This is a genomic window from Pseudonocardia sp. ICBG1034, from assembly GCF_020131375.1.
Lineage (GTDB): Bacteria > Actinomycetota > Actinomycetes > Mycobacteriales > Pseudonocardiaceae > Pseudonocardia > Pseudonocardia alni.
Window position 1 is genome coordinate 2,742,221 of record NZ_JAHLEK010000015.1, and the last position, 19,863, is coordinate 2,762,083.

General features: G+C 74.9%; 19 protein-coding genes and 1 pseudogene. 18 read left to right on the forward strand and 2 right to left on the reverse strand.

Annotated elements, in window-relative coordinates; all coding sequences use genetic code 11:
• Window positions 1-828: 828 nt before the first annotated feature.
• The 7 genes and pseudogenes from KPF22_RS14335 to KPF22_RS14365 all read left to right on the forward strand — a co-directional run.
• Window positions 829-2,280: pseudogene (locus tag KPF22_RS14335) on the forward strand (RsmB/NOP family class I SAM-dependent RNA methyltransferase); the annotation flags it as partial.
• 77 nt (window positions 2,281-2,357) lie between these two features.
• Entirely contained in the window at window positions 2,358-3,044 is a 687-nt protein-coding gene (gene rpe / locus KPF22_RS14340; RefSeq protein WP_208821272.1) for a ribulose-phosphate 3-epimerase, read from the forward strand.
• A gap of 71 nt (window positions 3,045-3,115) precedes the next feature.
• A complete protein-coding gene (gene ribD, locus KPF22_RS14345) occupies window positions 3,116-4,147 on the forward strand; it encodes a bifunctional diaminohydroxyphosphoribosylaminopyrimidine deaminase/5-amino-6-(5-phosphoribosylamino)uracil reductase RibD (RefSeq protein WP_208821270.1) in 1,032 nt (343 codons plus the stop codon).
• Window positions 4,148-4,159: 12 nt separating this feature from the next.
• Window positions 4,160-4,792, forward strand: coding sequence for a riboflavin synthase (locus KPF22_RS14350; RefSeq protein ID WP_208821230.1), 633 nt, complete (start codon window positions 4,160-4,162; stop codon window positions 4,790-4,792).
• A 74-nt stretch (window positions 4,793-4,866) separates the two neighbouring features.
• The gene (locus KPF22_RS14355) at window positions 4,867-6,135 is read left to right on the forward strand and encodes a bifunctional 3,4-dihydroxy-2-butanone-4-phosphate synthase/GTP cyclohydrolase II (protein ID WP_208821268.1); all 1,269 of its coding nucleotides are present in this window, start codon (window positions 4,867-4,869) and stop codon (window positions 6,133-6,135) included.
• A 69-nt stretch (window positions 6,136-6,204) separates the two neighbouring features.
• The gene (gene ribH, locus KPF22_RS14360) at window positions 6,205-6,696 is read left to right on the forward strand and encodes a 6,7-dimethyl-8-ribityllumazine synthase (protein ID WP_208821212.1); all 492 of its coding nucleotides are present in this window, start codon (window positions 6,205-6,207) and stop codon (window positions 6,694-6,696) included.
• Window positions 6,697-6,727: 31 nt separating this feature from the next.
• Complete coding sequence (locus KPF22_RS14365; protein WP_374107477.1) at window positions 6,728-7,231, forward strand: PH domain-containing protein; 504 nt, start codon at window positions 6,728-6,730, stop codon at window positions 7,229-7,231.
• Between the two features lie 4 nt (window positions 7,232-7,235).
• On the opposite strand, the gene KPF22_RS14370 is transcribed toward KPF22_RS14365, so the two are convergent.
• Window positions 7,236-8,036: a DUF2786 domain-containing protein gene (locus tag KPF22_RS14370; protein WP_307799303.1), complete on the reverse strand. Its 801-nt coding sequence runs from the start codon at window positions 8,034-8,036 to the stop codon at window positions 7,236-7,238.
• 190 nt (window positions 8,037-8,226) lie between these two features.
• Here KPF22_RS14370 and uvrC point away from each other — a divergent pair, with 190 nt between their 5' ends.
• The 11 genes from uvrC (at window position 8,227) to KPF22_RS14425 (ending at window position 19,315) form a co-directional block, all read left to right on the forward strand.
• Window positions 8,227-10,206 carry an excinuclease ABC subunit UvrC gene (uvrC, locus tag KPF22_RS14375; protein WP_208821210.1) on the forward strand — a complete coding sequence of 660 codons (1,980 nt, stop codon included), beginning with the start codon at window positions 8,227-8,229 and terminating at the stop codon, window positions 10,204-10,206.
• A complete protein-coding gene (rapZ, locus tag KPF22_RS14380; protein WP_208821208.1) occupies window positions 10,203-11,102 on the forward strand; it encodes an RNase adapter RapZ in 900 nt (299 codons plus the stop codon). The genes uvrC and rapZ overlap by 4 nt, the downstream gene beginning before the upstream one ends.
• 29 nt (window positions 11,103-11,131) lie before the next feature.
• A complete protein-coding gene (yvcK, locus tag KPF22_RS14385) occupies window positions 11,132-12,163 on the forward strand; it encodes a uridine diphosphate-N-acetylglucosamine-binding protein YvcK (protein WP_208821264.1) in 1,032 nt (343 codons plus the stop codon).
• Window positions 12,154-13,149, forward strand: a complete 996-nt coding sequence (gene whiA, locus KPF22_RS14390) for a DNA-binding protein WhiA (protein WP_062395598.1) — start codon at window positions 12,154-12,156, stop codon at window positions 13,147-13,149. The genes yvcK and whiA overlap by 10 nt, the downstream gene beginning before the upstream one ends.
• 105 nt (window positions 13,150-13,254) lie before the next feature.
• On the forward strand, window positions 13,255-13,992 hold the full coding sequence (locus tag KPF22_RS14395; protein ID WP_208821206.1) for a hypothetical protein: 738 nt from the start codon (window positions 13,255-13,257) through the stop codon (window positions 13,990-13,992).
• A 313-nt stretch (window positions 13,993-14,305) separates the two neighbouring features.
• Window positions 14,306-15,319, forward strand: a complete 1,014-nt coding sequence (gene gap, locus KPF22_RS14400; protein WP_208821204.1) for a type I glyceraldehyde-3-phosphate dehydrogenase — start codon at window positions 14,306-14,308, stop codon at window positions 15,317-15,319.
• Window positions 15,316-16,497: a phosphoglycerate kinase gene (gene pgk / locus KPF22_RS14405; protein WP_224402324.1), complete on the forward strand. Its 1,182-nt coding sequence runs from the start codon at window positions 15,316-15,318 to the stop codon at window positions 16,495-16,497. Before gap ends, pgk begins: the two co-directional genes overlap by 4 nt.
• Window positions 16,497-17,285 carry a triose-phosphate isomerase gene (tpiA, locus tag KPF22_RS14410; protein WP_224402325.1) on the forward strand — a complete coding sequence of 263 codons (789 nt, stop codon included), beginning with the start codon at window positions 16,497-16,499 and terminating at the stop codon, window positions 17,283-17,285. The genes pgk and tpiA overlap by 1 nt, the downstream gene beginning before the upstream one ends.
• A 107-nt stretch (window positions 17,286-17,392) precedes the next feature.
• Window positions 17,393-17,626 (forward strand): preprotein translocase subunit SecG, encoded by a 234-nt coding sequence (secG, locus tag KPF22_RS14415; RefSeq protein ID WP_020627703.1) that lies wholly within the window; start codon window positions 17,393-17,395, stop codon window positions 17,624-17,626.
• 29 nt (window positions 17,627-17,655) lie between these two features.
• Window positions 17,656-17,997, forward strand: a complete 342-nt coding sequence (locus KPF22_RS14420; protein ID WP_020627702.1) for an RNA polymerase-binding protein RbpA — start codon at window positions 17,656-17,658, stop codon at window positions 17,995-17,997.
• Window positions 17,998-18,058: 61 nt separating this feature from the next.
• On the forward strand, window positions 18,059-19,315 hold the full coding sequence (locus tag KPF22_RS14425; protein WP_208821198.1) for a TrpB-like pyridoxal phosphate-dependent enzyme: 1,257 nt from the start codon (window positions 18,059-18,061) through the stop codon (window positions 19,313-19,315).
• Window positions 19,316-19,391: 76 nt separating this feature from the next.
• Here the strand turns inward: KPF22_RS14425 and KPF22_RS14430 are convergent, their stop codons facing one another.
• Complete coding sequence (locus KPF22_RS14430) at window positions 19,392-19,817, reverse strand: DoxX family protein (RefSeq protein WP_224402326.1); 426 nt, start codon at window positions 19,815-19,817, stop codon at window positions 19,392-19,394.
• Window positions 19,818-19,863 lie beyond the last annotated feature (46 nt).

The following is a 19,863-nucleotide window of genomic DNA, read 5'->3' on the forward strand; positions in this document are numbered from 1 at the left end:
GGACGACGGCCGGCCCCCGGCCACGGCGGACCCCGCCGAGGAGACCACGTGAGCGAGCAGGACCCCCGACCCGACCGCGACCAGCCCGGCCGGTCCGACCGCCCCGAGCGGCGCGCCGGCGACGACGACCGGCACCGCGGCGGCGACAGGCCCGGCGGTGACCGGTCGGGCGGTGACCGGGCCCGCGGGGACCGGTCGCGCGACGACCGCGGCCCGCGCACCGGGTCCGGCTGGGGCGGCGGCCCGGGGTCCGGCGACCGGCGCGGCGGCTCCGGCTCCGGTGGTCCGGGTGGCTCCGGGGAGCGCCGTGGCGGTGGGTGGCGCGACTCCGACCGGCCCAGCCACTCGCGCTCCGGCGGCGACGTGGCCCGCCCGCGCGACGGCGGGGACCGGTCGCGCGACGACCGTCCCCGCGGCGACCGCCCGTTCCGGGGCCGCGACGACCGGCCGCGCGGCGACGACCGCGCCCGCGGCGGGGACCGCACCCGCGACGACCGTCCCCGTGGGGACCGGCCGTACCGGGACCGTGAGGACCGCTCCCGTGACGACCGCCCGCGCGGCGACCGCCCCGGCGGCGACCGTGCACGCGGCGACGGGCCCCGCCCCGACCGACGTGACGACCGCCCCCGCGGTGACCGTCCGCCGTACGACCGTGACGACCGCCCGCGTGGCGACCGGCCCCGGGGCGACCGACCCCAGGGCGACCGCGCCCGCAGTGACCGTCCCCGCAGTGACCGCCCGCAGGGCGACCGTCCCCGCCCCGACCGCGGGGACGACCGCCGCGGCGGCCGCGACGACCGCGGGGACCGTGGCGGGGACCGCGGCCCCCGCCGCGAGCGCACCTCCGGCCCCCGCAACTCCGGCCCGCCCCGTGGCCGCAGCGGCCCCGGCAGGCCCCCGGCCGTCGACCCCGCCCGGCAGGCGGCCTACGAGCTGCTGACCGCCGTCCGCGAGCGCGACGCCTACGCCAACCTCGCCCTGCCCGGCATCCTGCGCCGGCACCGGCTGCGCGACCGCGACGCCGGCCTGGCGACCGAGCTCGGCTACGGCACCCTGCGCGCCCAGGGACTGCTCGACACGATCATCGACGCCTGCACCGACCGCCCGCTGGCCAAGATCGAGCACGCCCTGCTCGACGCGCTGCGCCTGGGCGCCTACCAGCTGCTGCGCACCCGGGTGCCCGACCACGCGGCCGTCACCACCTGCGTCGAGCTGGTCCGGTCCGACCACGGTTCGCAGTCGGCCGGGTTCGTCAACGCGGTGCTGCGCCGCATCGGCGAGCACACCGAGGCCGAGTGGCTCGACCGCCTCGCCCCCGACCCCGCCGAGGACCCGGTCGGCGACGCCGCGCTGCGCCACGCCCACCCGCGCTGGATCGCGCAGGCCTTCGCCGACGCGCTCGGCGGCACCGGAGAGGAGCTGACCGCCGCCCTCGCCGCCGACGACACCCGGCCGCGCGTGCACCTGCTCGCCCGGCCCGGCGAGATCACCGCCGAGGAGCTGGCCCTGGCCACCGGCGGCGAGCAGGCGCCCTACTCGCCCTACGGCGTGCACCTGGAACCGGGCAGCGGCGACGTCGGCGAGCTCGACGCCGTCGCCGAGGGGCTCGCGATCGTCCAGGACGAGGGCAGCCAGCTCGTCGCCGCCGCGCTCGCCCGCGCCGAGCTGCTGGGCGAGGACACCGGCCGCTGGCTCGACCTGTGCGCCGGGCCGGGCGGCAAGGCGTCGCTGCTGGGCGGGCTCGTCGCCGCGCGGGGCGGGACGCTCGACGCGGTCGAGTCCAGCGAGCACCGCGCCGACCTCGTGCGCCGGTCCGTCGCGGAGCTGCCGGTCACCGTGCACGTCGCCGACGGCCGGGAGGCCCCGCTGCCCGACGGCGGCTACGACCGGGTGCTCGTCGACGCGCCCTGCACCGGGCTGGGCGCGCTGCGCCGCCGCCCCGAGGCCCGCTGGCGGCGCCGCCCCGAGGACATCGCGACGCTGACCCGGCTGCAGCGCGAGCTGCTCGTCGCCGCGCTGCGGCACGTCCGCCCCGGTGGCGTCGTCGCCTACGTCACCTGCTCACCCCACGTGTCGGAGACCGTCGGCGTCGTCGGCCGGATCGTCGGCCGCGAGGGACGCCCCGGCCCGGCCGGTGCCGTCGACCAGCTCGACGCGCGCGCCTGGCTGCCCGGCGAGGTCCCCGGCCTCGGGGACGGGCCGACCGTCCAGCTATGGCCGCACGTGCACGGCACCGACGCGATGTTCCTGGCGCTGCTGCGCCGCCCGCTCGAGGGCTGACCGCGGTGTGACGGCGGCCTCGCCCACGGGTGCGGGGCCGCCGGCGAGCGGCCAGTAACCTCCTCGGCGTGCACCCGATGATCGCGCCCAGCATCCTCTCGGCCGACTTCGCCCGACTCGGCGAGGAGGCCGCCGCCGTGGGCGGCGACGGGACCGGGGACGGCGCGGACTGGCTGCACGTCGACGTCATGGACGCGCACTTCGTGCCGAACCTGACGCTCGGCCTGCCGGTGGTGCAGAGCCTGCGCGCCGCCACCGACATCCCGCTCGACTGCCACCTGATGATCGAGGACCCGGACCGCTGGGCCCCGGGCTACGCCGAGGCGGGCGCCCGCAACGTGACCGTGCACGCCGAGGCCGCCCTCGATCCGGTGATGCTGGCCAAGAACCTGCGCGCCGCCGGGTCCCTCGCCGGGCTGTCGATCAAGCCCGGCACCCCGCTCGACCCCTGGGTCGAGGTGCTCCGCCACTACGACACGCTGCTGGTCATGAGCGTCGAGCCCGGCTTCGGCGGGCAGAGCTTCATCCCCGAGGTCCTCGACAAGGTCCGCACCGTCCGCAACCTGGTCGACACCGGGCACCTCACCGTGCTCGTCGAGATCGACGGCGGCATCAACGCCGACACCATCGACGCGGCCGCCGAGGCCGGCGTCGACTGCTTCGTCGCCGGGTCGGCCGTCTACGGCGCCGAGGACCCGGGCCGTGCCGTCGCGGCGCTGCGCGACAGCGTCCGCCGCGCGAACCCGCACCGCTGGGCCGGCTGAGCCCGCCCCGGCCCCCGGAGCGAGGAGCAGTGGACGGCCCGACCGGCCCGGACCGCCGCACGGTGGCGGCGATGCGCCGTGCGCTGGCCGCGTCCGTGGAGGTTCACGGCACCACCAGCCCCAACCCGGCGGTCGGCTGCGTCATCCTCGACCGGGACGGCGAGGTGGCGGGCGTCGGCGCCACCGCGCCACCCGGCGGCCCGCACGCCGAACGGGTCGCGCTCGCCGCGGCGGGCGCGCGGGCCGCGGGCGGCACCGCGGTGGTCACGCTCGAACCGTGCAACCACACCGGCCGCACCCCGCCGTGCGTGGAAGGTCTCCTGGAGGCGGGTGTCGCCCGCGTGCACGCCGCGGTCGCCGACCCGAACCCGGTCGCCGCGGGCGGTCTGGACCGGCTGCGCGCCGCCGGAGTGGATGTGACACTGGGCACGCTCGCCGACGAGGTCGCGCTCGGTCCGCTGCGCGGCTGGCTGCACCGCACGCGCACCGGACGCCCCCACGTGACCTGGAAGGTAGCCACCACGCTCGACGGCCGCGTCGCCGCCGCCGACGGCACCAGCCGCTGGATCACCGGCCCGGTCGCGCGCGGTACGGTGCATGACCTGCGCCGCAGGATGGACGCGATCGTCGCGGGCACGGGTACCGTCCTGTCCGACGACCCGGCGCTGACCGCCCGCCGGCCCGACGGCACCCTGTTCGACCACCAGCCCCTGCGGGTGGTGGTGGGACATCGCGACGTCCCGCCCGGCGCCCGGCTGGCCCGGACCGACGAAACCGGCACCGCCGACGTGGTCCACCTCCGCACCCGCGATCCGGGGGAGGTGCTCGCCGAGCTCAGCCACCGGACCGTGGTGGACGTGCTCCTCGAGGGCGGACCGACCCTCGCCGGTGCGTTCGTCGCCGCAGGACTCGTCGACCGGGTGCTCGTGCACCTGGCCCCGGCCCTGCTCGGCGCGGGACCGCACGCCCTCGGCGACGCGGGCGTGGTAACGATCGCCGACATCGTGCGGTTGCACGTGGACGAGGTCCACCGCGCCGGCGACGACGTGGTCATCGACGCACGACCGGCACCCGGCCCGACCGGGCCGGACGTGCCGCAGTAGGAGGGACGGGCGATGTTCACCGGGATCGTGGAGGAGGTCGGCGAGGTCGTCGACGTCCGCACCGACGACGACGTCGTCGTGCTGACCGTGCGCGCGGCCCTGGCCGCCGAGGTCGGGCACGGGGAGTCGGTCGCGGTGAACGGCTGTTGCCTCACCGCCGTCGTCACCGGGCCGGGCGCGGGCACGCTCACCCTGGAGCTGGTGCCCGAGACGCTGAAGCGGACCTCGCTCGGCGCCGTCGGCGCCGGGTCCGGGGTCAACCTGGAGCGCGCCGTACCCGCCGGGGGCCGGCTCGACGGCCACATCGTGCAGGGGCATGTGGACGGCGTCGGCACCGTCGTCTCCCGCACCCCCGGCGAGCGCAGCGACGAGGTCCGCTTCTCGTTGCCCGCCGAGCTCGCCCGCTACGTCGTGGAGAAGGGCTCCGTCGCCGTCGACGGTGTCTCGCTGACCGTCGCCACCGTGTACCCGGACGGGTTCGGGGTGGCGCTGATCCCGACGACCCTCGCCGAGACCACACTGGGGTCGCGCACCCCGGGGGACCCGGTCAACCTGGAGGTCGACGTGATCGCCAAGTACGTGGAACGCATGACCGCGGGGTACCTGCAGGGGCCCGGGTCCGGACAGGAAGGGGTCGCCCGGTGAGCGAGCCGTTGACGTCGCCGGTCACTCCGGCAGGCCAGGGGTCGGGCAAGCTGCCCGACGCCCCGCACACCGCGATGTCCCCCTCGGAGCGGGCCGAGCGCTTCGCCCAGATCGAGAAGGCCATCGCCGACATCGCCGAGGGCAAGCCGGTCGTCGTGATGGACGACGAGGACCGCGAGAACGAGGGCGATCTGATCTTCGCCGCGTCGAAGGCGACCGCGGAGCTGCTGGCATTCACCGTCCGCTACACCTCCGGCTACGTCTGCGTGGCCATCACCGGGGAGGCCTGCGAGCGGCTCGACCTGCCGCCGATGCACCACACCAACCGCGACTCCTTCCGCACCGCGTACACGGTCACCGTGGACGCGAAGGAGGGCATCACCACCGGCATCTCCGCCCAGGACCGCGCGCACACGATCCGCACGCTCGCCGACCCGGGGACCGACCGGCACGACCTGGTCCGGCCCGGCCACGTCGTGCCGCTGCAGGCCCGCGAGGGCGGCGTGCTGCGCCGCCCCGGGCACACCGAGGCCGCGGTCGACCTCGCCCGGATGGCGGGCCTGCCCGCCGCCGGCGCGCTGTGCGAGATCGTCTCGGAGAAGAACACCGGCGAGATGGCCCGCGGCGAGGAGCTCGGCGTGTTCGCCGCCGACCACGACCTCACGCTGATCACCATCGCCGACCTCATCGCCTACCGGCGCCGCTACGAGAAGCACGTCGAGCGGGTCGCCACCGCGCGGATCCCCACCGGCCACGGCGACTTCCTCGCGCACGGCTACGACTGCACCCTCGACGGCACCGAGCACATCGCCATGGTGATGGGCGACATCGCCACCCCCGCCGACGACGGCGAGGACGTGCTCGTCCGGGTGCACTCCGAGTGCCTCACCGGCGACGTCCTCGGCTCGCTGCGCTGCGACTGCGGCCCCCAGCTCGACGCGGCCCTGGAGGCCGTCGCGAAGGAGGGTCGCGGCGTCGTGCTCTACATGCGCGGACACGAGGGCCGGGGGATCGGCCTGCTGCACAAGCTGCAGGCCTACCAGCTCCAGGAGGCCGGCGCCGACACCGTCGACGCCAACCTCGCGATGGGCCTGCCCGCCGACGCCCGGGACTACGGCATCGGCGCCCAGATCCTCGCCGACCTCGGCGTCAAGTCGATGCGGCTGCTCACCAACAACCCGGACAAGCGGGCCGGGCTGGAGGGCTACGGACTGCGCGTGGTCGGCCGCGAGCCGATGCCGGTGCGCGCGACCCCGCAGAACCTGCGCTACCTGCGGACCAAGCGCGACCGGATGGGCCACGACCTGCCCGACCTCGGCGAGGTCGCCGATCCGGCGCGCTGACCCGGCCGCGCACCGCGCACCGGGAGACCCCGTGGCGCGGCGCGCGGGCCGAGAGGCGAGAATCGGCCCATGAGCGGTGAGGGCCGGCCCTCCGGGGCCACGCAGCTGGACGCGAGCGGACTGCGGGTCGGGGTGGTGGCGGCCCGCTGGCACGCCGAGATCGTGGACCGGCTGCTGGAACGGGCCGTCGCCACGGCCCGGGAGGCCGGAGCCGAGCCCACGGTCGTGCGGGTGCCCGGCACCGTCGAGCTGCCGGTCGTCGCCCAGGAGCTGGCCCGCGGCCACGACGCCGTCGTCGCGCTCGGTGTCGTCGTCCGCGGCGGCACCCCGCACTTCGAGTACGTCTGCGACGCCGTCACCGCGGGCCTCACCCGCGTGGCGCTCGACGAGTCGACCCCGGTCGGCAACGGCGTGCTCACCACCGACACGGTGGACCAGGCGATCGACCGCTCCGGTGCGCCGGGCGCCGCCGAGGACAAGGGGTCCGAGGCCTGCATCGCCGCACTCGAATCGGCGCTGGCGCTGCGCGACCTGCGCGCCGGCGCCCCGACCCGCCCGTGATCCCGACCCGGGGCAGCACAGGGAGACTCCAGTGACCGAGCAGCCGACCGACTCCACCGCCCCCGCCCCGGCGGCGCAGACCCGGACCGGACCCGGACCGGACGCGGTGACCCTGCGCCCGCGGGTCATCCGCTGGACCGCCTGGCTCAGCGCCGCCGGCGTGATGGTGTTCTTCCTCATCGCGGCCTACTTCATGCCCGCCGAGGACACCGGGGTGATCTTCCAGCCGGCCGACCAGGTCGCGATGATGGTCATCGGGGCGTTCGTCGCCGGCGGTCTGCTGCTCATGGCCCGCCCCCGGGTGCGCGCCGACAGCCACGGCATCGAGGTCCGCAACGTCATCACCGCCCGGTGGTACGACTGGGCCGACGTGCACGGCGTCTCGTTCCCCGACGGTGCCGCCTCGGCCCGCCTGGAGCTGCCCGACGACGAGTACCAGTCGGTGCTCGCCGTGCAGGCCGTCGACCGCGGGCTGGCCGTGCGCCACGTCCGCACCCTGCGCACCCTGCACCGCACCGCCGTCCTGGGGGAGTGACGGGTCAGGCGCCGATGCCCGGCGCCCCGGCCCGGTCGTCCAGGCGCGGGCCGCCCAGGTCGGCCCGGTCGGCCGCGGCGGCCCCGTGCCGGAACCCGCTGCCCGACACCTGCGGGCGGCGGGCGCGGCGCAGCCGGCCGAACTCGGCGTCGTAGGCGCGGTCCACCTCGGCGCCCCGGTCGGCCAGCACCAGCTCGGTCGACGCCGCCGCCCGCCCGGTCTCCGCCTCGGTCTCGCCCAGCGCGGAGCGCTCGGCCTCGCACAACCGCTCGTAGACCCGGCCCGCGAAGCCGTAGATCCAGGACCGCCGGTAGGCCGCCACCGACTCGCCCGGGTCCGGCGGGCGGACCGCGGCCAGCGCGGCCGTGGCCTGCAGCAGCAGCGAGGTGTAGAGCAGCTCCACCCGCTCCCGGTCGGAGGCGAACCCGAACACGGTGACCGCGGCGACCGAGCCGCCCCGCTGGTCGTGCATCACCCAGCGGCAGCGCAGCGCCGACGCCGTCCACCCCAGCAGCCGCGCCTTCGCCCCGCTGTAGGGGTTGTCGACGGTGATCCGGCTCCGGCCGATCGGGTCGGCCCGCGCCGCCCCGGCGCCGGGGGCCGCCGCGAGCAGCGCCTCGTCGATCCCGTGCCGCGCCATCAGGGCGAACGCCTTGTCGGTGTAGATCTCGGCCTCGTCCGGCGTGCCGGCCCGCTCCGCCTTCGCCAGCAGCTTGCGGATCCGGTCCAGCCGGGCCCCGGGCACCTGCTCACCCGGCGCGGTGCCGATGTCGGTGCGGGGGCCGGTCTCCTGCGCGGTGCTCACGGCGGTCTCCTCGGGCTCGGTATGGTCGAACTCGTGTTCGAGGGCGAGGTGTACCGGACCCTACCGACAGTTCCGGCGGGGCCGCGCGAGGTCCCCGGCCGACACGCGTCCCTACACCTCGTCCGGGGCCCGCGCCGAGGCCGGGGCCGGACCGGGACCGTCGGTGCCCGCAACTACCCTGGGAGTCACCATGGCCGACCCCAGCACCTACCGTCCGGCGACCGGGACGATCCCGGAGTCGCCCGGGGTGTACCGCTTCTCCGACCCCCGTGGCCGGGTGATCTACGTCGGCAAGGCCAAGAGCCTGCGGCAGCGGCTGAACTCCTACTTCGCCGACCTGTCCGGCCTGCACCCGCGCACCCGGCAGATGGTCACCACCGCGGCGAAGGTGGAGTGGACGGTCGTCGGGACCGAGGTCGAGGCCCTCCAGCTCGAGTACAACTGGATCAAGGAGTACGACCCTCGGTTCAACGTCCGCTACCGCGACGACAAGAGCTATCCCGTCCTCGCCGTGACGATGCACGAGGAGTACCCGCGGCTGCACGTCTACCGCGGCCCGCGCCGCAAGGGCGTCCGCTACTTCGGCCCGTACGCCCACGCCTGGGCCATCCGCGAGACCCTCGACCTGTTGCTGCGGGTCTTCCCCGCGCGCACCTGCTCGACGGGGGTCTTCAAGCGGCACGGCCAGATCGGGCGGCCCTGTCTGCTCGGCTACATCGACAAGTGCTCCGCCCCCTGCGTGGGCACGGTCACCGCCGACGAGCACCGCGACATCGTCGAGAACTTCTCCGACTTCCTGTCCGGACGCACCGACCGGATGGTCCGCCAGCTCGAACGCGAGATGGCCGAGGCCTCGGAGAACCTCGAGTTCGAGCGCGCCGCCCGGCTGCGCGACGACCTCGGGGCGCTCCGCCGCGCCCTGGAGAAGCAGGCCGTCGTGCTGGGCGACGGCACCGACGCCGACGTGGTCGCCTTCGCCGAGGACGAGCTGGAGGCCGCGGTCCAGGTCTTCCACGTCCGCGGCGGCCGGGTCCGCGGCCAGCGCGGCTGGGTGATCGACAAGGTCGAGCCGACCGACACCGAGCAGCTCGTCGAGCGGTTCGTCTCCCAGTTCTACGGCGAGCAGCACGCCCTCGCCGGCGCCGCCGACGACGCGGCGCAGCCGGTGCCCAAGGAGATCCTCGTCCCGGTGCTGCCCTCCGACACGCCCGCGCTGGAGCGCTGGCTGACCGGGCTGCGCGGCTCCAGGGTGGGGATCCGGGTGCCGCAGCGCGGTGACAAGCGGGACCTCGCCGCGACCGTCGCGCGGAACGCGAAGGAGGCGTTCGCCCAGCACAAGCTGCGCCGCGCCGGGGACCTCACCGCCCGGTCGGCCGCGCTGCAGGAGATCCAGGAGAACCTGGAGCTCGACCAGGCGCCGCTGCGCATCGAGTGCATCGACATCAGCCATGTGCAGGGCACGAACGTGGTCGCGTCGCTGGTGGTCTTCGAGGACGGGCTGCCCCGCAAGTCCGAGTACCGCCGCTTCGAGATCCGTGAGGCCGCCGCCGAGGGCGACGTGGCCTCGATCGCCGAGGTCGTGCGCCGCCGGTTCCGCCGCTACCTGGCCGAGACCGCCGACGAGCCGGCCCCCACCGAGGGCTCCGGGGAGGTCGCGCCCGGCGACACCGTGCGCACCGGGATCGACCCGGAGACCGGGCGGCCCAAGAAGTTCGCCTACCCGCCGAACCTGCTCGTCGTCGACGGCGCGAAGCCGCAGGTCGACGCGGCGGCCGCGGAACTGGCCGGGCTGGGGATCACCGACGTCGCGGTCTGTGGGCTCGCCAAGCGCCTCGAGGAGGTCTGGCTGCCCCACGACACCGACCCGGTGATCCTGTCCCGGACCAGCGAGGGGCTCTACCTGCTGCAGCGGATCCGGGACGAGGCGCACCGGTTCGCCATCACCTATCACCGCCAGCGTCGTTCGCAGGGCATGACGGCGTCCGCTCTCGACGGGGTCCCCGGGCTCGGCCCGGCCCGCAAGCAGGCGCTGCTCAAGCACTTCGGGTCGGTGCGCAAGCTGCGCGCCGCCGACGTCGACGAGATCGCCGGTGTGCCCGGCTTCGGTCGCCGGACCGCCGAGTCCGTGGTCGCGGCCCTGCACGCCGGAACCGAGGGGGAGAAGGCATGACCGACGACAACGGCGAGGTGACCGCGGGCCCGGGGATCGAGGTCGCGGTGGTCAGCGGCCTGTCCGGGGCCGGGCGCAGCACCGCGGCGAAGGTCCTGGAGGACCTGGGCTGGTTCGTGGTGGACAACCTGCCCCCCGAGCTCATCGCCACGATGGTCGAGCTGGGATCGCGGGCCCGGGGCGAGGTGGCCCGGATCGCGGTGGTGATGGACGTGCGCTCCCGCGCGTTCACCGACGACCTCGGTGCCGTCATCAAGGACCTCGACGGCCGTGGCTACCGGCCGAAGCTGCTGTTCCTGGAGGCGTCCGACGCGGTGCTGGTGCGCCGCTTCGAGCAGAACCGCCGCTCGCACCCGCTGCAGGGCGCCGGGCGCATCACCGACGGCCTGAACGCCGAGCGCGAGGTGCTGCGGCCGCTGCGCGAGGACGCCGACCTCGTCGTCGACACCTCGAACCTGTCGGTGCACGACCTGCGGACCCGGATCGAGGGCTCGTTCGCCCAGGAGAGCGCGCATGCCGCGACCCGGGTGACGGTGCTGTCGTTCGGCTACAAGTACGGGCTGCCGCTGGACTCCGACCTCGTCGTCGACGTGCGGTTCCTGCCCAACCCGCACTGGATCCCCGAGCTGCGCCCGTTCACCGGCCGCGACCGGGAGGTCAGCGACTACGTGCTGTCCCAGGAGGGCGCGGAGGAGTTCGTCGACCGCTACCTGGAGCTGCTCGACCTCGTCGGCGCCGGGTACCGGCGCGAGGGCAAGCGCTACCTGACCGTGGCCGTCGGCTGCACCGGCGGCAAGCACCGCTCGGTGGCGATCTCGGAGGAGATCGGGCGCCGGCTCGCCGACCGCGAGGGCATCCAGGTCAACGTCGAGCACCGCGACATGGGGCGCGAGTGAGCCCACGCCCACCCGAGCGCACCGGGGGACTGCGCGTGGTCGCGCTCGGCGGTGGGCACGGCCTGCACGCCACGCTGACCGCGTTGCGCCGCTGCCCGCCGGTCACCGACATCGCCGCCGTGGTCACCGTGGCCGACGACGGCGGGTCCTCGGGGCGGCTGCGTCGCGAGCTCGGTCTGCTCCCGCCCGGCGATCTGCGGATGGCACTCGCGGCGCTGGCCGGCGACGACGAGCGGGGCCGCTTCTGGTCCGGGCTGGTCCAGCACCGCTTCGGCGGGACCGGCGCCCTGGCCGGGCACGCGGTGGGCAACCTGCTGCTCGCCGGGCTGCTGGAACGCGACGGCGACCCCGTGCGCGCACTGGCGACCGTCGGCGAGTTGATGGGCTGCGCCGGACGGGTCCTGCCGATGGCCCGGGTGCCGCTGGACATCGAGGCGGAGGTCGCGCTGGACGGCGTCGACGGCGCCCACCTGATCCGGGGTCAGGTCGCCGTCGCCTCCACCCCGGGCCGGGTGCGCCGGGTCTGGCTGCGGCCCGCCGACCCGCCCGCCTGCGACGAGGCCGTCCGCGCGGTGCGCGACGCCGACGTCGTGCTCCTCGGACCCGGCTCGTGGTTCACCAGCGTGCTCCCGCACCTGCTCGTGCCCGGGCTGCGCGACGCGCTGCTGGAGACCCCGGCGGCCCGGGTCGTGCTGCTCAACCTGGCCCCCGAGCCGGGGGAGACCGCCGGTTTCTCCCCCGAACAGCACCTTGAAGTACTGTCCGGGCACGCTCCCGGTCTGCGGGTGCACGCCGTCCTGGCCGACGCCGGGTCGGTGAGCCTGCCGGACCGGCTGGACGCGGCCGCCGCCGACCTGCTGGTCCCCGGCGGACGGGTGTGGCCGGCCGCCGTCGCCGACGCCCGGGCGGCGACCCCGCGGCACGACCCGGACGCACTGGCCGGGGCACTCGCCGACGTGTTCGGCACTCTGACCCCCGGCCGTGTCCCGGCGGAGAACGGCACGCACGACAGGCCGCAGCACGACAGCCCGCAGCGCGGAAGGAGCTCCCGATGGCCATGACCGCCACGGTGAAGGACGAGCTGAGCCGGCTCACCGTCACCAAGCAGTCGTCGCGGCGCGCGGAGGTCGCCTCGTTGCTCCGCTTCGCAGGCGGCCTGCACATCGTGGGCGGCAGGGTGGTGATCGAGGCCGAGGTCGACACCGGTTCGGTCGCCCGCAGGCTGCGCCGCGAGATCCACGAGCTCTACGGCCACACCGCCGACGCGCACGTGATCACCGCGGGCGGTCTGCGCCGCAGCGCCCGCTACGTGATCCGGGTGATCCGCGACGGCGAGGGACTCGCCCGCCAGACCGGGCTGCTCGACAACCGCGGCCGCCCGGTGCGCGGGCTGCCACCGCCCGTGGTGTCCGGTGACCTGTCCGACGCCGAGGCCGCCTGGCGCGGTGCGTTCCTCGCGCACGGGTCGCTCACCGAGCCGGGCCGCAGCTCCGCACTGGAGGTCACCTGCCCCGGCCCCGAGGCCGCGTTGGCCCTGGTCGGCGCGGCACGCAGGCTGGGCGTCGCGGCGAAGGCCCGCGAGGTGCGCGGCGCCGACCGGGTCGTGGTCCGCGACGGCGACGCGATCGGCGCACTGCTGACCCGGATGGGCGCCCACCAGAGCGTCCTGTCCTGGGAGGAGCGCCGGATGCGCCGCGAGGTCCGGGCGACGGCCAACCGGCTCGCGAACTTCGACGACGCCAACCTGCGCCGCTCGGCGCGGGCCGCGGTCGCCGCGGCGGCCCGGGTCAGCCGCGCCCTGGAGATCCTCGGCGACGAGGTGCCCGAGCACCTGCAGGCCGCCGGTCGGCTGCGGGCCGAGCACACCCAGGCGTCGCTGGAGGAGCTGGGCCAGCTGGCCGACCCACCGATGACCAAGGACGCCGTGGCCGGCCGGATCCGGCGGCTGCTCCAGACCGCGGACAAGAAGGCCGCCGAGCTCGGCATCCCCGACACCGAGTCCGCCGTCACCGCCGAGATGCTGGAGGAGGAGGGCGGCGGGCGCTGACCGCGGTCACACCCCGTCACGAGGGGGGTGCGGGGCGTCGGGCATGATGCCGCCGTGACGATCCCGGGCTCCACCCTCCTCGCCGTTCATCTCGATCGATCCAGCATGCTGCGGCCGCTCCTGCCCGCGCTGCGCTCCGGTCTCGCGGACCTGCTCGCCGAGCAGGACGCCCACGACGGTCACCTGCAGGTCGTCGTCGCCACCGGGGACGACCTCACCCGCTCGCTGCCCGACGGCACGCACCCGCCCGCCGTCCCGGTCGGTGCCGCCGAGGCCCGCACCGCACTGCCCGCGAAGCTGCGCCCGCTCGGCGGCCCGGACCTGCGCGGCGGCGCGGCCCGGCTGCTCGGCGCCGTCGGCGACGAGCTCGCCGCCCGCGACGAGGCGGACCGCCCCGAGCGGGTCGTCGTCCTGCTCGTCGGGGAGGGCGCCGTCGGCGACACCTCCGCCGTCCGCGAGCGGATCGTCCACCAGCAGAGCACCTACGCCTGGGAGTTCGTGCTGGTCGACGTGACCACCGGCACGATCCCGGCCACCGCGGGCGCGCGGGCGGCCGCGTCCGGGGAGAACCGGGGCGAGGGCGGGGACGCCGCCGTCGCCGTCGCCGAGCGGCCCGCGGGCGACGGGGCCGAGCGCTTCGGCGTGCCGGTCACCGCCACCATCACCGCCGGTCCCGGCGCGGCCGGGGTCACCGCGGCGCTGTCCGCGGCCTCGGCGTTCGTGACCCGGGCCCGGGACGGCCGCCCGCACGAGCCCGTCGACGGCTTCTCCGACGACGAGCGCGCCGCCGCCGGTGTCCCCGACACCCGTCCGGGCTGGCGCCGCCTGCTCCGCCTGGCCTGAGCACGCCCGCGACGGCCCCGTGACCCGCCCGGGCACGGGGCCGTCGTGTGTCCGGATACCGGCCGGTACCGGTCCGTCTCCACACCGGGGCCCGTCCGGAGCGGTCCGACCGCGCCCGATCCCCGAGCGCGGCGCAGGTCACGGGCCCTACGGGGGTCGCGACGGCCGATGCGCCGATAGGGTGGCTGCCGAGCACGGCACGCGCCGGCGCCCGCCACGGGCGCCGACCCGCGATCGACCTGCCACACCCCACCGCCGGGACCCGGCGGGCCGGGGGAGAAGACGACAGGCACGACGAGCCCTGGAGGCATCTGTGACGGTCCGCGTAGGAGTCAACGGCTTCGGCCGCATCGGCCGGAACTTCTGGCGGGCGGTGGACGCCCAGCGCGCCGCCGGCACCACGGACATCGAGATCGTCGCGGTGAACGACATCACCGACAACGCGACGCTCGCGCACCTGCTCAAGTACGACTCGATCCTGGGGCGCCTGCCCTACGAGGTCACCACCTCGGGCGACGAGATCGTCGTCGACGGCAAGGGCTTCAAGGGCCTCGCCGTCCGCGACCCCGCCGAGCTGCCCTGGAAGGACCTGGGCGTCGACGTCGTCGTCGAGTCGACCGGCATCTTCACCAAGCGCGAGGCCGCGGCCAAGCACCTCGACGGCGGCGCCAAGAAGGTCGTCATCTCCGCCCCGGCGACCGACGAGGACATCACCATCGTCAAGGGCGTCAACGACGGCGACTACGACGGTTCGCAGACCATCGTCTCGAACGCGTCCTGCACCACCAACTGCCTCGCGCCGATGGCGAAGGTGCTCGACGACCTGGCCGGGATCGAGAAGGGTCTGATGACCACGATCCACGCGTACACCCAGGACCAGAACCTGCAGGACGGGCCGCACAAGGACCTGCGCCGCGCCCGCGCCGCCGCCCTGAACATCGTCCCCACCTCCACCGGTGCGGCGAAGGCGATCTCGCTGGTCATGCCGCACCTCAAGGGCAAGCTCGACGGCTACGCGCTGCGGGTGCCGATCCCCACCGGCTCGGCCACCGACCTGACCGTCGAGGTCCGCAAGGAGGTCACCGCCGCCGAGATCAACGCGGCGATGAAGGCGGCCGCGGAGGGCCCGCTCTCCGGCGTCCTGAAGTACACCGAGGACCCGATCGTCTCCTCCGACATCGTGACCGACCCGCACTCGTGCATCTACGACTCGGGTCTGACCAAGGTCATCGGCAACCAGGTCAAGATCGTCGGCTGGTACGACAACGAGTGGGGCTACTCCAACCGCCTCGTCGACATCACCGGTCTGGTGGCGTCGAAGCTGTGAGGACCCTCGACGACCTCGTCGCCGAGGGCGTACAGGGCCGGACCGTGCTGGTCCGCTCCGATCTGAACGTTCCCCTCGACGACGACCGGAACATCACCGACGACGGCCGCATCCGTGCGTCGGTGCCGACGATCCAGGCGCTGTCCGGTGCGGGCGCGCAGGTCGTCGTCACCGCGCACCTGGGTCGCCCGAAGAACGGGCCCGACGAGAAGCTCTCGCTGGCCCCGGTCGCGCAGCGGCTCGGCGAGCTGCTGGGCGCCCCGGTGCGCCTGGTCGAGCTCGGCACCCCGCTCCCGTCGATGGCCGCCGGCGACGTCGTGCTGCTGGACAACATCCGGTTCGACGCCCGCGAGACCAGCAAGGACGATGCCGAGCGCGGCGCGTTCGCCGACGAGCTCGTCGCCCTGGTCGGCGAGGACGCGGCGTTCGTCTCCGACGGGTTCGGCGTGGTCCACCGCAAGCAGGCGTCGGTCTACGACGTCGCGCAGCGGCTCGACGCCTACGCCGGCGGGCTCGTCCTGTCCGAGGTCGAGGTGCTCCGCACCCTGACCGGTTCGCCGGAGCGCCCGTACGCGGTCGTGCTCGGCGGATCCAAGGTCTCGGACAAGCTGGCCGTGATCGAGGCGCTGCTGCCGAAGGTCGACACGCTGCTCGTCGGCGGCGGGATGTGCTTCACGTTCCTCGCCGCGCAGGGCCACGGCGTCGGCTCCTCGCTGCTGGAGTCCGACCAGGTCGACATCTGCCGGACGCTCCTGGAGTCCGGCAAGATCGTCCTCCCGACCGACGTCGTCGTCGCCGACGCGTTCTCCGCGGACGCGAACACGAAGACGGTGCCGGTGGACGGGATCGACGACGGCTGGATGGGCCTCGACATCGGGCCCGACTCGGTGCGGGAGTTCGCGGCCCGCATCGCCGACGCGAAGACGATCTTCTGGAACGGCCCGATGGGCGTGTTCGAGCTGGCGCCGTTCGCCGAGGGCACCCGCGGTGTCGCGCAGGCGATCGCCGACGGCGACGCCTTCTCCGTCGTCGGTGGCGGGGACTCCGCCGCCGCGGTCCGGGCGCTCGGCATCGCCGAGGACGCGTTCTCCCACATCTCCACCGGGGGCGGCGCGTCCCTGGAGTTCCTGGAGGGAGCGACCCTGCCGGGCGTCGCCGTGCTGGAGGAGGACGCCTGATGGCCACCCGCAAGCCCCTCATCGCGGGCAACTGGAAGATGAACCTCAACCACCTCGAGGCCATCGCGGTGGTGCAGAAGCTCGCCTTCGCCCTGCCCGACCGGTACCTCGACAAGGTCGAGGTGGCCGTCCTGCCGCCGTTCACCGACATCCGCAGCGTGCAGACGCTGATCGACGGCGACAAGCTGCGCCTCGTGCACGGCGCCCAGGACCTGTCCCCGCACGACTGCGGTGCCTACACCGGTGACGTGTCGGGCGTCATGCTGGCCAAGCTGGGCTGCACCTACGTCGCCGTCGGGCACTCCGAGCGGCGCGAGATCCACGGCGAGGACGACGCGGTCGTCAACGCGAAGGTGCTCGCCGCGCTCAGGCACGGGATCACCCCGATCCTGTGCGTCGGCGAGGGCCTGGACGTCCGCGAGGCGGGCACCCACGTGCAGCACTGCACCGACCAGCTGCGCGGGGCGCTGAAGGGCGTCACCGCCGAGCAGGCGGCCGGTCTCGTGCTCGCCTACGAGCCGGTCTGGGCGATCGGCACCGGCAAGGTGGCGGGCCCGGCCGACGCGCAGGAGGTCTGTGCCGCACTGCGCACGACGCTGGCCGAGCTGTACTCCGACGAGGTCGCCGGGACCGTCCGCGTCCTCTACGGCGGCTCGGTGAAGTCGTCGAACGTGGGCGAGATCGTGGCCCAGACCGACGTCGACGGCGCACTCGTCGGCGGCGCCAGCCTCGACGCCGAGGAGTTCGCGAAGCTGTCGGCGATCGCCGCGGGCGGTCCGCTGCCGTAGACGGCTCCGCAGGCGTCCCGCGGCCCCGGTCCCCTGTCAGAGGGGGTCGGGGCCGCTGGAGTATTCTCTCCCCACTCCGGCGAGCGACCACTGATGGGGAAGCGCACGTGATCCTGACCCTCCAGATCATCCTGATCGTGACCAGCCTCCTGCTGATCGCGATGGTCCTGCTGCAGCGCAGCAAGGGTGGTGGTCTGACCAGTCTCTTCGGTGGCGGCGTGCAGTCGAGCCTGTCCGGCTCGGCGGCGGCGGACCGCAACATCGCTCGCTACACGGTCTTCGTCGGCCTCATCTGGCTCATCGCGGTGGTCGGCAACGGCCTGCTGCTGGCCACCGGCTGACACCTCGGACGGACGAGAGGGAACGGGACATGGCAGGCGGCAACGCGATCCGCGGTACCCGGGTCGGTGCGGGACCGATGGGCGAGAACGAGCGGGGCGAGACCGCTCCGCGCGAGCGCATCCCGTTCTACTGCGCGAACGGGCACGTCAACAACACCTGGTTCGCCGCGGAGGCCGAGGTCCCCGAGACCTGGGACTGCCCGCGCTGCGGGCTGCCGGGCGGACGCGACGCGGAGAACCCGCCCGCCGCGCCCCGCACCGAGCCGTACAAGACGCACCTGGCGTACGTGAAGGAGCGGCGCAGCGACGCCGACGGCGAGGCCATCCTCGAGGAGGCCCTCGGCCGGCTGCGGGCCTCCCGGGAGCTCTGACCCGGTCCCACGGCGCGCCCGGGTCGTGACCGGGCGCACGTCCGGGTTAGATTCGGTGGTCATGAGCCGCTGGACGCTGCCCCCGGACCGGATCCCCTCGGCATGGTTCAACGTCGTGCCGCACCTGCCGACGCCGCCGCAGCCGCCCCTGCACCCCGGGACCCGCGAGCCGGTCGTCCCGGACGACCTGGCGCCGCTGTTCCCGACCGCCCTGATCGAGCAGGAGGTCAGCGCCGAGCCGTGGATCGACGTCCCCGGTGAGGTCCTCGACATCCTGAGGCTGTGGCGGCCCACGCCGCTGGTCCGCGCGACCCGGCTGGAGAAGGCGCTGGGCACCCCGGCGCGGATCTACTTCAAGGACGAGTCCATCTCGCCCTCGGGCAGCCACAAGACCAACACGGCCGTGGCCCAGGCGTTCTACAACGCCCGGGAGGGCACCACCCGGCTCACCACCGAGACCGGCGCGGGCCAGTGGGGGACCGCGCTGTCGTTCGCCGCGGCCCAGTTCGACCTGGACCTGAAGGTCTACATGGTGCGGGCGTCCTATGGGCAGAAGCCCTACCGGCGGATCGCGATCGAGACCTGGGGCGGCGAGGTCGTGCCGTCACCCGTCGACGAACCCGACCACCCCGGCTCGCTCGGCTCGGCGATCTCCGACGCGGTCCGCGACTGCGTCGGCCGCCCCGACACCCACTACGCGCTCGGGTCGGTGCTCAACCACGTCCTGCTGCACCAGACCATGATCGGTCTGGAGGCGAAGGAACAGCTGGCGCTGGCGGGGGAGCGGCTGCCCGACGTCGTCATCGCGCCGTGCGGTGGCGGCTCCAACCTCGGCGGGATCGCCTTCCCCTTCGTGCCGGACCCCGGCGTGCGGCTGCTCGCCGTCGAGCCGCTCTCGTGCCCGACGCTGACCCAGGGCCGCTACGACTACGACTTCGGCGACACCGCGGGCCTCACCCCGCTCATGCCGATGTACACCCTGGGCCACGACTTCGTGCCGCCGTCGATCCACGCCGGCGGGCTGCGCTACCACGGTGACTCGCCGCTGGTGTCCTCGCTGGTCAAGGACGAGCGGATGGAGGCCGTCGCCTACCCGCAGGGGAAGGTGTTCGAGGCCGCCATCCAGTTCGCGCGCACCGAGGGCAAGATCCCGGCGCCGGAGTGCGGGCACGCCATCGCCGCCACCATCGACGAGGCGCTCGCCGCGAAGGAGACCGGGGAGGAGAAGGTGATCCTGTTCAACTACTGCGGTCACGGCTTCCTCGACCTGGCCGCCTACGACGACTACACGAACGGCCGGCTCGACGAGATGGGCTGACGGGATCGGCTGAGTCCCACCCGCACCACGACGGCCCGTCCCCGGACCAGGGGGACGGGCCGTCGCCGTGCGGCGGTCAGCGGTGCAGGCCGCGCAGCAGGGCCGCGGTGTCGCGGCGGCGGGCCCACGCGACCACGCACACCGCCACCAGGGTCAGCGCCGGGAACGCGACCATCGCGGGCATCAGCACCACGGTGACCGCGGTGGCCCCGACCATCAGCGCGACCTGGCAGACGGCGGCGAGCCCGCACAGCCGCGGGACCAGGAGGGCGACCGCGCCGGCCAGCTCCAGCCAGCCGACCACGACCATGCCGACGGTCCCCAGACCCAGCAGGTCGAACCCGGCGACCGCGACCGGGTCGGCGTTCACCTTCGGCAGCGCCGCCATCACGAAGACCCCGGCCAGCAGCACCTGCAGCACCCACAGGCCGACGGTGGCGGCCCGCGGACGGCGGGTGGCGGAGGTGGTGGACGCGGTCCCGGTACGGGTGGTGGCGGTCATGGCGGGCTCCCTCGGTGCTCGCGGTCCCGGGCCGGGGCCGCCGTCG

What these genes read in the sequence shown, in the direction of transcription:
- ribD (WP_208821270.1), top strand. Translation starts at nt 3,116, where the DNA reads ATGCGCCGTGCGCTGGCCGCGTCCGTGGAGGTTCACGGCACCACCAGC.
- KPF22_RS14425 (WP_208821198.1), top strand. Translation starts at nt 18,059, where the DNA reads ATGAGCCGCTGGACGCTGCCCCCGGACCGGATCCCCTCGGCATGGTTC.
- rapZ (WP_208821208.1), top strand. Translation starts at nt 10,203, where the DNA reads ATGACCGACGACAACGGCGAGGTGACCGCGGGCCCGGGGATCGAGGTC.
- tpiA (WP_224402325.1), top strand. Translation starts at nt 16,497, where the DNA reads ATGGCCACCCGCAAGCCCCTCATCGCGGGCAACTGGAAGATGAACCTC.
- KPF22_RS14355 (WP_208821268.1), top strand. Translation starts at nt 4,867, where the DNA reads ATGTCCCCCTCGGAGCGGGCCGAGCGCTTCGCCCAGATCGAGAAGGCC.
- rpe (WP_208821272.1), top strand. Translation starts at nt 2,358, where the DNA reads ATGATCGCGCCCAGCATCCTCTCGGCCGACTTCGCCCGACTCGGCGAG.
- uvrC (WP_208821210.1), top strand. Translation starts at nt 8,227, where the DNA reads ATGGCCGACCCCAGCACCTACCGTCCGGCGACCGGGACGATCCCGGAG.
- whiA (WP_062395598.1), top strand. Translation starts at nt 12,154, where the DNA reads ATGGCCATGACCGCCACGGTGAAGGACGAGCTGAGCCGGCTCACCGTC.
- KPF22_RS14420 (WP_020627702.1), top strand. Translation starts at nt 17,656, where the DNA reads ATGGCAGGCGGCAACGCGATCCGCGGTACCCGGGTCGGTGCGGGACCG.
- KPF22_RS14350 (WP_208821230.1), top strand. Translation starts at nt 4,160, where the DNA reads ATGTTCACCGGGATCGTGGAGGAGGTCGGCGAGGTCGTCGACGTCCGC.
- KPF22_RS14395 (WP_208821206.1), top strand. Translation starts at nt 13,255, where the DNA reads ATGCTGCGGCCGCTCCTGCCCGCGCTGCGCTCCGGTCTCGCGGACCTG.
- KPF22_RS14430 (WP_224402326.1), bottom strand. Translation starts at nt 19,817, where the DNA reads ATGACCGCCACCACCCGTACCGGGACCGCGTCCACCACCTCCGCCACC.
- ribH (WP_208821212.1), top strand. Translation starts at nt 6,205, where the DNA reads ATGAGCGGTGAGGGCCGGCCCTCCGGGGCCACGCAGCTGGACGCGAGC.